The following is a 13,847-nucleotide window of genomic DNA, read 5'->3' on the forward strand; positions in this document are numbered from 1 at the left end:
GCAACGCAGCAGGTAGGTACCGATAGCGAATCCCCTGGATTTGCCGGCCGTGAAATGCTGCGCGAAGCGGTGGCACGGCTGCGCGATGGCCGCTGGCTTGCCGTGGTCGTCGCCTTTGCCTTCCTGGCCGGCGCGATCGCTATCGCCGGCCGCATCGCCTCCGGCCAGGCTGCCGACAATCTGCGCGACACAGCACTTGCCGCACTGCCGCTGGCGGCGGGAACGTTGACCGGCGAAATCGAAAAGCAGCGCTTGGTTCCCCTGGTGCTGGCCCGCGACGATGCTGTGCGCGGCGCGCTGCGCCGGGCCGGAAAGATGCAAGAAGCGGCCCTCAACGACAAGCTCAAGGCGATCGCCGGCGATGCCTCGGCATCCGCCATCTATGTCATAGACACAGCGGGCATCGCGATATCGGCCAGCAATGCCGGCGAACCGACGAGCTTTGTCGGCATCGATTATAATTTCCGTCACTATTTCCAGGAGGCGATGGCGAAGGGCGCGGCCAGCCAATATGGCCTCGGCACGATCAGCGGCAGACCGGGTCTTTACCTCGCGAGCCGCGTCGACGACGGCGGCAAGCCGCTTGGCGTTGCGGTGCTGAAAGTCGAACTCGACGGCGTCGAAGCCAATTGGCGCTCCAGCGGCTTTCTGGTTTTCGTCACCGATGAACGCGGTGTGGTGCTGGCCACCAGCCAGCCCGACTGGCGGTTCCGTGCACTGGCGCCACTCTCCGCCGAAGACGCCGCCGCAGCCCATGACCAGCTTCAACTGGCCGATGCCGGCTTCGAACCGCTGCCGATATGGCGCGGCGCCGGCGACGGCCTGGCGACGATCGACAACGCGGGAAGACCACGCCAGTTCGTCGAGGTGGTGCAGGATTTGCCCGGTGCAGTCCCAGGCTGGCGTCTGTGGCTGCTGACGCCCGCCGACGCTGCCCTCTCCTCCGCCGCCAACACGGCGCGGCTGACCACGTTGCTCGGGCTCCTGCTGACGGGCCTGCTTGCCTACGTGCTCACCCGCCGTCGGCGCACCCGCCGGCTGCGGCAGGAGGCGCTGGCGCGGATGAATGCCGAGCTGGAGAGCCGGGTCAGCACGCGAACGGCCGAGCTGACGCGCTCCAACACCGCACTTGCCGGCGAAATCGCCGAGCGTGAAAATGCTGAGGCCAAAGTCCGCCGGCTGCGCGACGACCTCGCCCAGGCCAACCGGCTTTCCATCCTCGGCCAGATCGCCGCCGGCGTAGCGCACGAGATCAACCAGCCGGTCGCCGCCATCCGCACCTATGCCGAGAACGCCGGCCGCTTTCTCGAAACCGGCAAGACCGGACCGGCGAGCGGCAATCTGACGTCGATCGTGTCGATGACCGAGCGCATCGGCGCGATCACGGGCACCCTGCGCACCTTCGCCCGCCGGCCGGGCGTCGCCGCGTCGCCGCTGCCGGTGCGCGAGGCGATCGACGGCGCGCTGTCGCTGCTGTCCGGGCGCATCCGCGATTCCGGCGTGACCATCGTCAAGCCGCGCGGCAGCGCCTCGCCGGCGGTCATGGCGAGCCGCATCCGGCTGGAGCAGATCCTTGTCAATCTGTTGCAGAATGCGCTGGATGCGATGAAGGACCAGCCCGATCCCCGCATCGAGATAGACCTTGCGGAGCGAGACGACAGGGTGCTGATTTCGGTGCGTGACAATGGTCCCGGCCTCGGCCCGGAAGCAGCCGGCAATCTGTTCATGCCGTTCCAGACCACCAAGGAGAAGGGGCTCGGTCTCGGGCTGGTGATCTCGCAGGAGATTGCCCAGGAGTTGGGCGGCACCTTGCAACTCGATCCCGGCACCGGCACCGGCGCATCCTTCACCATCGACTTGAGGCGAATTGAATGATTGAGGGATCGGGGCTGGTGGCGCTCGTCGACGATGATGCGGACCTGCTGCACGCCACAACGCAATTGCTCGAGCTTGCCGGCTTCACCGTGGTCGCGCGCGACGCCGCCGAGGCAGCGCTTGCCGTCGTCGACAGGATCTTTGAAGGCGTGGTGGTCAGCGACATCCGCATGCCGGGCATGAACGGGCTCCAACTGTTCGATCGCATCAAGGCGATCGACCCGGATATACCGGTGATCCTGGTCACAGGGCATGGCGACGTCGATCTCGCAGTGGCCGCGCTCAAGGACGGCGTCTACGATTTCATCCCGAAACCCTATGCCGGAGACCGTCTTGTCGAGGCGCTGAAACGGGCATCGGAAAAGCGACGGCTGGTGATGGAGAACCGGCGGCTGCGCGAAGCCGCGGCACTGGCCGCCGACGGCCTGCCTCTGATCGGCGAGGCGCCCGCCATCAAACGGTTGCGCGAGACCTTGCGCCAGATCGCCGACATGGATGTCGATGTGCTGGTCGAGGGAGAGACCGGAACCGGCAAGGAAGTGGTGGCGGACCTCCTGCACAGATGGGGGCGGCGGCGCGCAAAACCCTTCGTGGCGCTGAATTGCGGCGCCCTGCCGGAGACGGTCATCGAGAGCGAACTGTTCGGCCATGAGGCGGGCGCGTTCACCGGCGCGCAGCGGCGGCGGATCGGCAGCATCGAGCATTCGAGCGGCGGCACGCTGTTTCTCGACGAGATCGAATCCATGCCGCCGGCGCTCCAGGTAAAGCTGCTGCGGGTGCTCGAAACGCGCAGCCTCACCCCGCTTGGCTCGAACGAGATCCGGCGCGTCGACCTCAGGGTCGTCGCGGCGACGAAGGTGGATCTCGGCCGGCCGGACCAGCGCGGCGATTTTCGCGAGGATCTGTATTTTCGCCTCAACGTGGTGACGCTGCGCATTCCTCCGTTGCGCGAACGGCGCGGCGACATCCCAATGCTGTTTGGGCATTTCCTCGGCAAGGCGGCGGAACGGTTCGGCCGGCCTGTCGCCAAGGTAAACGCCGCAGTCAGCGACCATCTCCAGTCGCATGACTGGCCAGGCAATGTGCGCGAGCTTGCCCATTTCGCTGACCGCGTCGCGCTCGGTCTCGGCCCGGACGATGAGGTGAGGGCGGTCTCCGCGCACGCGCCGGAACCTGCGGCAGCATTGCCTGAACGGGTCGGCCAATACGAAGCGCAGCTCATCCGTGACGCGCTGCGCGATCATGCCGGCGACGTGCGCTGCGCCATCGACGCGCTCGGCGTGCCGCGCAAGACTTTTTACGACAAGCTCAAGCGCTACGGCATTGCCGCGTCCGAATTTCGCAATGGCGGTGATCCGGATCCACAACCTGTCTCGGAAAAGCGATGAACAGGACACTGGAAACGACGGCAAATCCCTTGCCGGAAGAACTCGTCTTTCTCGGCGAAAGGCTGACAGCGTTCAACGACGGCGATGTCGGCGCTTCCGAAAGGAAGGCGCTTGCCGTGTTCGTGCGAGACGAGGATGGCGCGGTCGTCGCCGGCATCTCTGGCTATACCGCCTGGGGATGGCTTTATGTGCAATGGCTCTGGGTGGATGAGCGGCTGCGCGGCCAGCACATGGCCGGCACAATGCTGGACGCGGCTGAACAGGAAGCCGTCGTACGTGGCTGCCGGAACGCCTGGATCGACACCTTCAATCCGAACGCCGCCAAGGTCTATCAGCGCCAGGGATATCAGCCCTTTGGCACGCTTGCCGATTTCCCTGTCGGCCGCAGCCGCATCTTCCTGCAGAAGAAGCTGGCTGGCTGATTACCCTGCGAGTTTTCCGCCGCGCATCGGCTGCGGTGCGCCGGTCGTGCTCGGGAAACTGATCGGCAGGCCACGCAGCACGCGAACCGCGAGGAAGGCAAAACACTCCGCCTCCACCGCGTCGCCGCTCCAGCCAAGGGTCTCGGCCTGCACCACCTCGACGCCGGCGCGGCTGGCTAGCATCGCCATCATCGTCGGGTTGTGGCGGCCGCCACCGCTGACCACCAGTTTTTTCGGCCGGCTTGGCAGAAGGTCGAGAGCCTTGCCGACCGCGGCGGCGGTGAAGGCGGTGAGCAGGGCCGCACCATCCGGAGCGTTCAGGCCGTCCGCCATCGCGGCGCCGAAGTCGAAACGGTCCAGCGATTTCGGATAGGCTTTGCTCAGATAGGGGTGCAGCAGAAGCTTGGCCAGCCGCGCCTCGTCGAGCGTTCCCGCTCGGCCAAGGGCGCCGTCGCGGTCCATTTCGCCGAGCCCTTTCGACTTGATGAAATCGTTGAGTGGCGCGTTGGCCGGCCCGGTGTCGAAGGCGACAACATTGTCGGCGCCGTCCCACCAGGTGATGTTGGCGACACCGCCGAGATTGAGCACGGCCACCTCGCCACTGGCGCCGGCGCTGCGCATCAGCGCGGTGTGATAGGCTGCGGCCAGCGGCGCGCCTTGGCCGCCCGCGCGTATGTCGGCCGAGCGGAAGTCGTATGCGACCTTGGTGCCCAATATGGCGTGCATCAGCTCACCGTCGCCGAGCTGCCGGGTCTGGCCCAGCCGTCCAACCTGCGGTGCGCGATGCAAAACGGTCTGGCCGTGAAAACCGACGATGCCGATATCGGCCATCGTCATGCCATAGCCTTCGACCAGCTCCTTGACGGCCGCCGACTGCGCGCGTGTCAGGGCTTGCTCGGCGGTACGAAAGATTGCCGGCTCCGGCCCGACGAAATTCCACGCCCGCGCCTCGGTCAGCGTCTCTTCCAGCAGGGAGCGGATCGACGCGGGATAAGGCATCAGCCGATAGGTGCCGAAATCCTCGATGCGCTCGCCATCGGTCTTGATCAGCGCGACGTCGATGTTGCCGTCCAGCACCGTGCCGGTCATCAGGCCGACGGCCCAGATTGGTTCCATAGTCGTTTCCTTGTTGAACATGATCTTTTCCGAAAACCGTTTCCCACTTTTCAGGACCATGCTCCAGTCCCCATTGATGAGATCGCCGACAGCTTTACGAAGCCTAACGATTCTATCGTCAAAATGTCGGTCGGATGAATCCGGTGGCGGGCAAGGTCAAGCCTTGCCACTGTCGAAGTGGCGGTCTCGGTGCTGAAGGCCGAGCAGCGGCCTTCGTAGCGCCACAGGCGATGCTGGACCGCGCAACGCCGGTTCTGCAGCCCGTCTGGCTCAACAGCCGCCGAGATGCCACCTCTTGCCTGTCAGCGCGGAAGGCGCGACCTTGCCTGATCTGGCGAACGCTTCCGCCGAAATCCGCAAGGAGAGAAAAATCATGACATCCGATGTGGTCGTTATTGCAGGCGCCGGCGCCGGTCTGAGCGCCTCACTTGCGCGCCTTCTCACCCGGGAAGGCTTTCGTGTGGTTCTGGCCGCCCGCAACGTCGAGAAGCTAAGCGCGCTGGTCGACGAGACCGGCGCGCTGGCCGTCGAGACGGATGTCGCCGACGTTGCGTCCGTTGCCAGGCTGTTCGACACCGCCGACAAGGCCGGCTCGCTGGCACTTGCGGTGTTCAACGCCAGCGCGCGCACCCGCGGCCCGGTCGCCGAACTCGATGCCGAAGCGGTCAAACAGGCATTGCTGGTCGGCGCCTATGGCGGCTTCCTGGTCGGCCAGCAGGCGGCGCGCCGGCTGCTGGCGCGGGGTTCCGGATCGATCCTGTTCACCGGCGCCACCGCCAGTGTGAAGGGGTTTTCCGGTTCGGCCGGCTTTGCCATGCCGAAATTCGGCCTGCGCGGCCTGGCGCAGTCCATGGCCCGCGAACTCGCTCCGCAGAACATCCACGTCGCCCACTTCATCATCGACGGCCAGATCGGGCCGCCCGGACAGGTGACCGATCCCGAACGGCCGGACCGCCGCCTATCGCCGGATGCCATCGCCGAGGCCTATCTCACAACCCATCGCCAGCATCGCAGCGCCTGGAGCTCGGAGCTTGAGCTGCGGCCCTGGATTGAGACGTTTTGACAATCCAGATGATCGCCTAAGGGCCAGCTGATCGCCTGGCGGGAAGTAAGCGGCCGGCGCCGATGCCGCCCTGCTCGGCTGCACCGAACTGTCGGTGGTGGCGGCCAGCCTCAACGACGTGAATGGATTGCTCGTCATCGACAGCAATGCGGCCCTGGCGCGAGCCTGCCTGACGCGATTGGGTTTCGGTGCGCAGGAAGCCCGAGGGTTGCCGACCGTATCGCGGCTGCCAGGACATGACCGACCGATGCGCGCCAGCGTGGCCGTACTGGCCTAGGCCGATCTAGACGCTTTCGAGGTATGTCTCGATCTCGAAATCGCTGACATTGAGCGCGAACGTGTTCAGCTCCTGGCGTTTGCAGGCCACGAAAGAGTCGCGCAGGATTGCCGGGAATATCTCCGCCACATACGTCCCGCTCTCGAAGGCGGCAATCGCGGACGCCCAGTCCGGCGGCAGCTTTGCCGGCGGAAGTCCCTGGCCGTCAGTGCCGATCGGATCACCTGGCGACAACTGTCTTTCAATGCCTGTCAGCGCGGCGCCCAATATGGCCGCAAGCACCAGATAGGGATTGGCGTCGGCTCCCGAAACGCGATGCTCGATACGGCGCGCAGCGGTCGGTCCGCCCGGAATGCGGATCGCGACCATGCGGTTCTCATAGCCCCAGGCGACCGCGGTTGGCGCATAGGATCTTGGGCGCAGCCTGCGGTACGAATTGAAGTGCGGTGCGAACACCAGCGTGCTTTCGGCCATTGCCGCGAGCAGGCCGCCGACCGCATGGCGCATGGTCTCCGAGCCCTGGTCGGTGCCGTCGTCGAAGACGTTGCGCCCTTCACCGTCGACCAGGCTGAAATGGACGTGGAAGCCATTGCCGGCGCGGTCGCCATAGGGCTTGGCCATGAAGCAGGCGGCAAAGCCGTGCTTGCGGGCAATGCCTTTCACCGTGCGCTTGAACAGCACCGCATCGTCAGCCGCCCGCAAGGCGTCCGCGACATGGTTCAGATTGATCTCGAATTGACCGACGCCGTTCTCGGCGATGGCGGTGTCGACGGGAATGCCTTGCGTCCGGCAAGCCTCGTAGACGTCATGGATGAAGGATTCGAAATCGTCGATCTCGTCGATCGACAGCGCCGCGTCGGAATCGAGACGGCGTCCAGTCACCGGCGAGACAGGTCCGACCGGCCGCTGCGATTGCGGATCGACGAGATAAAATTCGAGTTCCGTTGCCGCGACCGGGGTCAGGCCCAAGGCCTTGTAGCGATCCAGGATGCGGGCCAGCGCCCGTCGCGGGTCGCCGAGATAGGGCGCGCCGCTTTCGTCGGCAAGCCAGAGCGGGACAAGTGCCGTTGGATGCGCCGTCCAGGCCACCGGCAGAATGCCGCGTCCTGTCCACTGGCACAGTCCATCGGCATCGCCGGTCGAGAAAACCAGGCTATTGCCTTCGATGTCTTCGCCCCAGACATCCAGTCCGATCAGCGAAAAAGGCATGCGCAGCTTGCCTTCCAGCGCCTTCCTTGCCTGCTCGACGGGAATGCGCTTGCCACGCATGATGCCGTTGAGGTCGCACACCGCGGCCCTCAGGCTCTGGATGTCGGTCCTGCTTTCAAGCCAGTTCAAAACGTCCGCAATTGCATCGCTCAATTTATAACCTCTGGTTTTTGAAGGTGCCGCAGCCTGACCGGCCGCACGTCCCCGGTAAAAATAGCTCGTGAGTTTCAGGAAACCAGACTTGGCTATGGCCAAGTGCTTTTCCTTATTTTTTCAATTCACTAGCTGGGATGTCGGGAGGCATTTCAAAACCAATTGCGCGATCTGCGATCGCAACATAGAGGGAAGAGGGCGGAAAGCCAAGGGGCGTTGCCCGAATCCGCACAAACGCGACGCGCATCAGTTTCTCGCCTTCGGAAATCTCGCCTGCTGCAGTATGTGCGAGGCCCCTTCGTCAATGTCGCGCACGATGGCCGCGCGGGCGCGCTCCCCGTCCTGGGCCTCGATCGCCGCGACGACTTCCTCGTGAAAATCGATGTCGAGGATGGAAGCGAGGTTATCCTCGAAACCCATGGCAAGGTTCCTGAGGAAAGGGCCGACCTGCATCCATACGGTTTCGATCAGGAATATCATCTGCTCGTTGCCGCAATGGCGATAGATCGAGAATTTGAAGTCGTGGTTCTTGCGCAGATAGTCGTCGATATCGCCTTTGCGGGCCGCCAATGTCAGGTCGGTGGCGTGGCGTCGGATCGTGCGCAGATTGTTGCCGTTGATGCGTTCTGTCGCCAGTTCGGTCGCCGAGCCTTCGAGGATCGTCCGCACCGCGGTCAACTGCGAAAACCGTTCGGCCGATATCGCCGGCACCTCGACGCTGCCGTTCGGCATCGGGCTGAGCGCCCGCAGCGCCTGCAGCCGCATGAAGGCGCTGCGCACCGGCATGTCGCTGGTGCCGAGTTCCCTTGCGAGTTTTCGCGACGTCAGCTTCTGGCCCGGCGTGAACTGGCCGGACATCAGCGCCCGCACAAGTTCCAGATAGACTTTTTCATGCAAGGGAACGGTGTCAACGGCGGTCAACCCGAATTGTGTTTTGTCGGCCATTGGCGGGGCGCTGCTTCATCGGTTCAGAAATCTGTACGGCCGGCTGGTTTCGCCGCTGGGGATTCTGCGTGGCCGAGCCCGACGAGAACGCCGAAGTCAGCGATTTATCAAGTACATGATAGACGCTTCGATCGTTGCGCGGCAAGCCGACGCGTCGCACCAAGGCTGACGCTTGATTGTCAGGCATGCGGCGTCTCTGCCACGCTGTGCAAAACGGTCATCACAAATCTTGACCTCGCATGCACTTGCACCTCTGGCCGCTGTCTGGCTTTTTGGGGTACCCATCGCAACGGACTGATTCGCGTCATGCCGCTCGATTGCAATATGCCCAAGGCAGTCTGCGGGTGGGTCGTGAAGCGCGCGCAATTGACGAAGGAGAAACAGGCATGGCCGAGTTCAAGAAGCCCGAAATCTCCGAGATGAGACCCAAGATCACCGTTATCGGCGTTGGCGGCGGCGGCGGCAATGCCGTCAACAACATGATCGCCGAGCAGCTTCAGGGCACCGAATTCATCGCCGCCAACACCGATGCGCAGGCGCTGACCATGTCCAAGGCAACGCGGCTGATCCAGCTTGGCGCGCATGTCACCGAAGGATTGGGCGCCGGATCGCTTCCCGAGATCGGCCGCGCCGCGGCCGAGGAATCGCTTGACGAGATCATGGACCATCTGGCCGGCACGCATATGTGTTTCGTCACCGCCGGAATGGGCGGCGGCACGGGAACCGGTGCAGCTCCAATCATCGCCCAAGCGGCGCGCAAGGCCGGCATCCTGACTGTCGGCGTCGTCACCAAGCCATTCGCCTTTGAAGGCCGGCGCCGCATGCAGATGGCCGAAGAGGGCATTGAGCGGCTGCGCGAGAGCGCCGACACGGTGATTGTCATCCCGAACCAGAACCTGTTCAGGATCGCCGATGCCAAGACCACCTTCGCCGACGCGTTCGTCATCGCCGACCGGGTGCTCTATGCCGGCGTCAGCTGCATTACCGACCTCATCGTCAAGGAAGGCCTGATCAATCTCGACTTCGCCGATGTGAAATCGGTGATGCGCGACATGGGCCGCGCCATGATGGGCACCGGCGAGGCGTCCGGTGAAGGTCGGGCGATGAAGGCGGCGGAAGCCGCGATCGCCAACCCGCTGCTCGACGAAGTGTCGATGAAAGGCGCCAAGGGCGTGCTGGTCTCGATATCGGGCGGCAGGGACATGACCCTGTTCGAGGTCGATGAGGCTGCCACCCGCATCCGCGAAGAAGTCTACGAGGATGCCGACATCATCGTCGGCGCGATCTTCGACAAGGGCATGGAAGGCCGCTTCAGGGTCTCGGTGGTGGCGACGGGCCTCGATCGTGCGTTTGGAGCAGAAGATGCCGATGCCGGCATCGCCCGCGACCACGCCGGCCAGCCGCCAGCGCGGACGCTTCAGTAGGATCTGACAAAAGGGCAGGGGGCCGTCGCGCTCCTGCCCTCAGGCGTTCAGTTCAGCCGAACTTCGGATCGAGGCTGCCTGACTTGTAGCGCTTGGCCATCTCGGCAACCGGCAGCGGCTTGATCTTCTGCGCGTTGCCGGCGGTGCCGAACTGTTCGAAACGCTCCTTGCAGAGCTTGCGCATGGCCGCCATGGCCGGCGTCAGGTACTTGCGCGGATCGAACTCGCTCGGATTCTCGGTCAGCACCTTGCGGATCGCGCCGGTCAGCGCCATGCGGTTGTCGGTGTCGATGTTGATCTTGCGCACGCCGTGCTTGATGCCGCGCTGGATTTCCTCGACCGGCACGCCCCAGGTCGGCTTCATCTGGCCGCCATATTTGTTGATGATCTCCTGCAAATCCTCCGGCACCGAGGACGAGCCGTGCATGACCAGATGCATGTTCGGCAGGCGGCGATGGATCTCCTCGATGACGTTCATGGCCAGCACCGCGCCGTCGGGCTTGCGCGAGAATTTGTAGGCGCCGTGGCTGGTGCCCATGGCAACAGCCAGCGCATCGACATGGGTGTCCTTGACGAACTCGACCGCTTGTTCCGGATCGGTCAGCAACTGGTCGTGGCTGATGGCGCCTTCGACGCCGTGGCCGTCTTCCTGTTCGCCGCCGCCGCTCTCCAGCGAGCCGAGCACGCCGATCTCGCCTTCGACGGACACGCCGCCCCAATGCGCCATGTCGACGACACGCTTGGTGATGCCGGAATTGTAGGCGTAGTCGGCCGGCGTCTTGCCGTCTTCCTTCAGCGATCCGTCCATCATGACCGAGGTGAAGCCGTACTGGATAGCCGTCACGCAGGTGGCTTCGTTGTTGCCGTGGTCGAGATGCATGCAGACCGGAATGTCGGGATGGATTTCGACCAGCGCGTCGATCAGCTTGGCCAGCACCACGTCATTGGCATAGGCGCGCGCGCCTCGGCTTGCCTGCAGGATGACCGGCGACTTGGTCTCCTCGGCGGCCTCCATGATGGCGAGGCCCTGTTCCATGTTGTTCATGTTGAAAGCGGGCACGCCGTAGCCGTATTCGGCGGCGTGGTCGAGCAATTGTCTCAGTGTTATGCGAGCCACCCAATAGTCTCCCGTATCTGGTTTCAAGCGCAACGTCGCGGGCCGGCCGGCCCTTGATGCTTCTGGCCGGATTTCGGCGGAACCGCAACCTTCAGAAGTCGTCTCGATCGCAATTCTTGTTGCAGGGCTGAAATCCGGGCTCTTTGGTCATGTAGCGCGCGAGCAGGTCGGACCTTGGTCTAAGATATGGCGAGCATAGGTCCTATGCGTCGCCTCAATGGCCTTTCCTGGGCAGGCTCAGGAATATTCGAACATTTGGCTGCGTTGCCTCCAGGTTAGCAATGGAGAATCCAGCCATGCATAAATCGACCTCAAGCCGGTTCATTTGGTTCGCACTGCGTGCTTCGACGGCGTTGGCCCTGACCGTAGCGCCTTATCATCTCAGTCTGGACGCCGCGTCCAAGATCGCACCCGCGGCGGCTTACGCTGAGAGTGGGGATGGCGGTAGTGGCGGAGAAGGCCATGACGGTGGGGGGGCAGGCGGCTCGGGTTCCGGTGGCAATTCCGGCTCCGAGGGTGGCGATGACGGTGGTGGCCATGACAGTGGCAATTCCGGGTCCGGGGGTGGTGGAGATGATGACCCAGGTGACGATCACGACGCAAACGACAGCGGCCACCACGGCCACGAGCATGTGAACCCTGCGACTGGCGACAAAGTCGAAGTGGACGGCAACAAGATCGAGGTCACTCATCCTGACGGGACCAAGGAGGAGATAGAGAACGGTAGGCTTGAGACAAAAGATGCGTCAGGCCGCACCATTGTCGAGCGTCGAGCCACTCCTGAGGACATAGCCCGGCTCAGCAGCCTGTAATTCCGCTGGACCTTTTCAAATCAGCAAAGGCCTGCCGCCCGAAGGGAGGCAGCAGGCCTAGTTTAGGCAGCGTGAGCGATCTTGCGCGTCACACCTCACGCCGCGATCTGTTCGCGCGCCGCCAGGATCTGCACGCAGGCATTGGCCGCTTCCTTGCCCTTGACCGTGAAGTGCTCGAAGAAGAAGCGGTGGTGCTCGGCGCTGTCGTGGTAGTTGTGCGGGGTGAGTACCGCCGACAGTACCGGAACGCCGGTCGACAGCTGCACGTTCATCATGCCGTCGATGACAGCACTTGCGACGAACTCATGCCGGTAGATGCCGCCATTGACGACAAAGGCGGTGCCGAGAATCGCGGCATAGCGGCCGGTCCCGGCCAGGGTCTTGGCATGCAGGGGAATTTCATAGGCGCCCGGCACGTCGAAGACGTCAACAGTGAAGCGCTCGCCTCCGATGTCGGCCAGTTCCGCCTCGAAGGCCTGCACGCACTGGTCGACGATGTCGGCATGCCAGCGCGCGCGGATAACGGCGATGCGAACAGTTTCATAGTCTTTATGGGAATGCTGATTCATGGGTCCATCCTTCCGTTTCGAACCAGAATCAGGACGCACGATACGGATTAGACCCGCGAGAGCGGGCCGGCTTCCGTTTCGTTCTCTTCCATCCGGACTGTAACCGTCGGCTCCGGAATCACACCGGATCTGCTGACCTTTCCGAAACCGGAAAGCGCTCGCGGGCTTGGGCCGAAACCCTTACCGCCGGTGGGGACTTTCACCCCGCCCTGAGAACATTAACGAGCTTTGTATGAAAGGGCAGGGCCCTGCTGTCAACCGTGAGAAGGTTGGGCCAACAACGTTCGACTACCGCGTGCGCCATGCCGCCGCCGATGCGGCTACCAGCGTCAGCAACGCTGCAACCATCGTGCAGACAGCAAAGCCGAAGTTGGAGTAAAGCGGTCCGAAGCTGGTGGTGCCGACGAAGACCGCGAGGTAAGTCACCGCGCTGTTCAGGCCCATGATCGTGCCGCGCCGCGACGGATCGAGTGCAGACAGGCGCGTCACCAGGACATTCAGGCCGAAATGATTGGCCAGTCCCCAGATCGCCACCATGGCCAGGATCAGGCTGAAGCTGTTGCTCGTCACGGCCATCGCGACATAGACGGCGGCGACAAGAAGATAGGCAAATGGCATGACGCGGCGCGCGCCAATCCGGTCGATGACACCGTCGAGAAGTGCTGCCATGCCGAAACCCACGCCATAGGCAAGCGCCGCCAGGCCATTGGCGCTCACCGGCTGTCCAAGCCCGACATGAAGATGGTCGCCGAGATAGCCATAGACGCCGTAGAACGAAGTCATGAAGGCCGCGCACGCGACCAGCAGCGGCAGGATTCCGGGAATGCCGAGCGCTTCCAGCGGAGCTGGCGCCGGCCCGGCCTTCCTGATGTCGCTGAGCGAGGTCACTGTCAGCCCCATCCATGCAAGGGCCGCAAGCACCGCGACCGCGGCAAAGACGGCGCGCCAATGCACGAGATCGGCAAGCACGGCCGACAGCGAGACGCCAGCCACCATGCTGAGCGTCCATCCGGTCAGCACGACGCCGATCGTGCCGCTTTCCCGACCGGGCGGAGCGATGGCCGCGGCGCTGGCATAGATCGCCGGCATGGCGATGCCGGCAGCGATGCCGGCCAGCAGCTGTGCGGAGACCAGCAGGATCACCGTGGGTGCCGCGGCGCTTGCAACCAGCGCCAGTGCCAGCAGCAATAGGGCGCCCTGCAGCATCCGGCGGGCGCCGAGCCGGTCGATGTAGCGGGCCAGGAACAGGGCGCTTGCGGAGGTGCCAAGGCCGAATGCGGCCGCCGCAATCATCACGGCCGGCACGCTGGTACCGAACGACGAGGCCACGGCCGGTGCGATCGGACCCAGCACAAGCGAGTTCGAGCCGATGACGGCGATGCAGCCCGTCAAGAGATAGGCAAGCGCCGGAATCGGTGCTCGGGCAGTCAATGGTGCAACTTGATCAATGTTCGACATATCAGCATAATGGCCGTAT

Annotated in this window: 12 protein-coding genes and 1 riboswitch; of the genes, 6 read left to right on the forward strand and 6 right to left on the reverse strand. The window is 63.9% G+C overall.

The window, feature by feature from the left end:
* Positions 1–54: 54 nt before the first annotated feature.
* Genes EOA16_RS02515 through EOA16_RS02525 form a run of 3 tightly spaced genes read left to right on the forward strand, consistent with a single transcriptional unit; the run spans position 55 to position 3,685 of the window.
* Positions 55–1,875: a sensor histidine kinase gene (locus EOA16_RS02515; RefSeq protein ID WP_127255195.1), complete on the forward strand. Its 1,821-nt coding sequence runs from the start codon at positions 55–57 to the stop codon at positions 1,873–1,875.
* Positions 1,872–3,263, forward strand: a complete 1,392-nt coding sequence (locus EOA16_RS02520; protein WP_127255196.1) for a sigma-54 dependent transcriptional regulator — start codon at positions 1,872–1,874, stop codon at positions 3,261–3,263. The genes EOA16_RS02515 and EOA16_RS02520 overlap by 4 nt, the downstream gene beginning before the upstream one ends.
* Positions 3,260–3,685: a GNAT family N-acetyltransferase gene (locus EOA16_RS02525; RefSeq protein WP_127255197.1), complete on the forward strand. Its 426-nt coding sequence runs from the start codon at positions 3,260–3,262 to the stop codon at positions 3,683–3,685. Before EOA16_RS02520 ends, EOA16_RS02525 begins: the two co-directional genes overlap by 4 nt.
* Here the strand turns inward: EOA16_RS02525 and EOA16_RS02530 are convergent, their stop codons facing one another.
* A complete protein-coding gene (locus tag EOA16_RS02530; RefSeq protein WP_127255198.1) occupies positions 3,686–4,801 on the reverse strand; it encodes an anhydro-N-acetylmuramic acid kinase in 1,116 nt (371 codons plus the stop codon). It abuts the gene before it with no gap.
* Between the two features lie 373 nt (positions 4,802–5,174).
* Between EOA16_RS02530 and EOA16_RS02535 the strand changes: the two genes are divergently transcribed.
* Positions 5,175–5,864: an SDR family NAD(P)-dependent oxidoreductase gene (locus tag EOA16_RS02535; protein WP_127255199.1), complete on the forward strand. Its 690-nt coding sequence runs from the start codon at positions 5,175–5,177 to the stop codon at positions 5,862–5,864.
* Positions 5,865–6,147: 283 nt separating this feature from the next.
* Here the strand turns inward: EOA16_RS02535 and EOA16_RS02545 are convergent, their stop codons facing one another.
* Positions 6,148–7,503: a glutamine synthetase family protein gene (locus tag EOA16_RS02545; RefSeq protein WP_127255200.1), complete on the reverse strand. Its 1,356-nt coding sequence runs from the start codon at positions 7,501–7,503 to the stop codon at positions 6,148–6,150.
* 246 nt (positions 7,504–7,749) lie between these two features.
* A complete protein-coding gene (locus EOA16_RS02550; RefSeq protein WP_127255201.1) occupies positions 7,750–8,448 on the reverse strand; it encodes a GntR family transcriptional regulator in 699 nt (232 codons plus the stop codon).
* 386 nt (positions 8,449–8,834) lie between these two features.
* On the opposite strand from EOA16_RS02550, the gene ftsZ reads away from it, so the two are divergent.
* Positions 8,835–9,872 carry a cell division protein FtsZ gene (gene ftsZ, locus EOA16_RS02555; RefSeq protein WP_127255202.1) on the forward strand — a complete coding sequence of 346 codons (1,038 nt, stop codon included), beginning with the start codon at positions 8,835–8,837 and terminating at the stop codon, positions 9,870–9,872.
* Positions 9,873–9,924: 52 nt separating this feature from the next.
* Here the strand turns inward: ftsZ and fba are convergent, their stop codons facing one another.
* Positions 9,925–10,989 carry a class II fructose-bisphosphate aldolase gene (fba, locus tag EOA16_RS02560; RefSeq protein ID WP_013532928.1) on the reverse strand — a complete coding sequence of 355 codons (1,065 nt, stop codon included), beginning with the start codon at positions 10,987–10,989 and terminating at the stop codon, positions 9,925–9,927.
* A 296-nt stretch (positions 10,990–11,285) separates the two neighbouring features.
* Between fba and EOA16_RS02565 the strand changes: the two genes are divergently transcribed.
* Positions 11,286–11,801 (forward strand): hypothetical protein, encoded by a 516-nt coding sequence (locus tag EOA16_RS02565; protein ID WP_127255203.1) that lies wholly within the window; start codon positions 11,286–11,288, stop codon positions 11,799–11,801.
* A gap of 95 nt (positions 11,802–11,896) precedes the next feature.
* Here EOA16_RS02565 and EOA16_RS02570 read toward each other — a convergent pair whose 3' ends face one another.
* Positions 11,897–12,370 (reverse strand): 6,7-dimethyl-8-ribityllumazine synthase, encoded by a 474-nt coding sequence (locus EOA16_RS02570; protein ID WP_127255204.1) that lies wholly within the window; start codon positions 12,368–12,370, stop codon positions 11,897–11,899.
* 76 nt (positions 12,371–12,446) lie between these two features.
* A riboswitch (FMN riboswitch) is annotated at positions 12,447–12,591 on the reverse strand.
* 67 nt (positions 12,592–12,658) lie between these two features.
* Positions 12,659–13,828 carry an MFS transporter gene (locus tag EOA16_RS02575; protein ID WP_127255205.1) on the reverse strand — a complete coding sequence of 390 codons (1,170 nt, stop codon included), beginning with the start codon at positions 13,826–13,828 and terminating at the stop codon, positions 12,659–12,661.
* Between the last annotated feature and the right edge of the window lie 19 nt (positions 13,829–13,847).

The sequence above is a fragment of the Mesorhizobium sp. M7A.F.Ca.US.008.03.1.1 genome (genome assembly GCF_003997495.1).
In the GTDB taxonomy this organism is placed as follows: Bacteria; Pseudomonadota; Alphaproteobacteria; order Rhizobiales; family Rhizobiaceae; genus Mesorhizobium.

What these genes read in the sequence shown, in the direction of transcription:
- EOA16_RS02515 (WP_127255195.1), top strand. Translation starts at nt 55, where the DNA reads ATGCTGCGCGAAGCGGTGGCACGGCTGCGCGATGGCCGCTGGCTTGCC.
- EOA16_RS02520 (WP_127255196.1), top strand. Translation starts at nt 1,872, where the DNA reads ATGATTGAGGGATCGGGGCTGGTGGCGCTCGTCGACGATGATGCGGAC.
- EOA16_RS02525 (WP_127255197.1), top strand. Translation starts at nt 3,260, where the DNA reads ATGAACAGGACACTGGAAACGACGGCAAATCCCTTGCCGGAAGAACTC.
- EOA16_RS02530 (WP_127255198.1), bottom strand. Translation starts at nt 4,801, where the DNA reads ATGGAACCAATCTGGGCCGTCGGCCTGATGACCGGCACGGTGCTGGAC.
- EOA16_RS02535 (WP_127255199.1), top strand. Translation starts at nt 5,175, where the DNA reads ATGACATCCGATGTGGTCGTTATTGCAGGCGCCGGCGCCGGTCTGAGC.
- EOA16_RS02550 (WP_127255201.1), bottom strand. Translation starts at nt 8,448, where the DNA reads ATGGCCGACAAAACACAATTCGGGTTGACCGCCGTTGACACCGTTCCC.
- ftsZ (WP_127255202.1), top strand. Translation starts at nt 8,835, where the DNA reads ATGGCCGAGTTCAAGAAGCCCGAAATCTCCGAGATGAGACCCAAGATC.
- EOA16_RS02565 (WP_127255203.1), top strand. Translation starts at nt 11,286, where the DNA reads ATGCATAAATCGACCTCAAGCCGGTTCATTTGGTTCGCACTGCGTGCT.
- EOA16_RS02570 (WP_127255204.1), bottom strand. Translation starts at nt 12,370, where the DNA reads ATGAATCAGCATTCCCATAAAGACTATGAAACTGTTCGCATCGCCGTT.
- EOA16_RS02575 (WP_127255205.1), bottom strand. Translation starts at nt 13,828, where the DNA reads ATGTCGAACATTGATCAAGTTGCACCATTGACTGCCCGAGCACCGATT.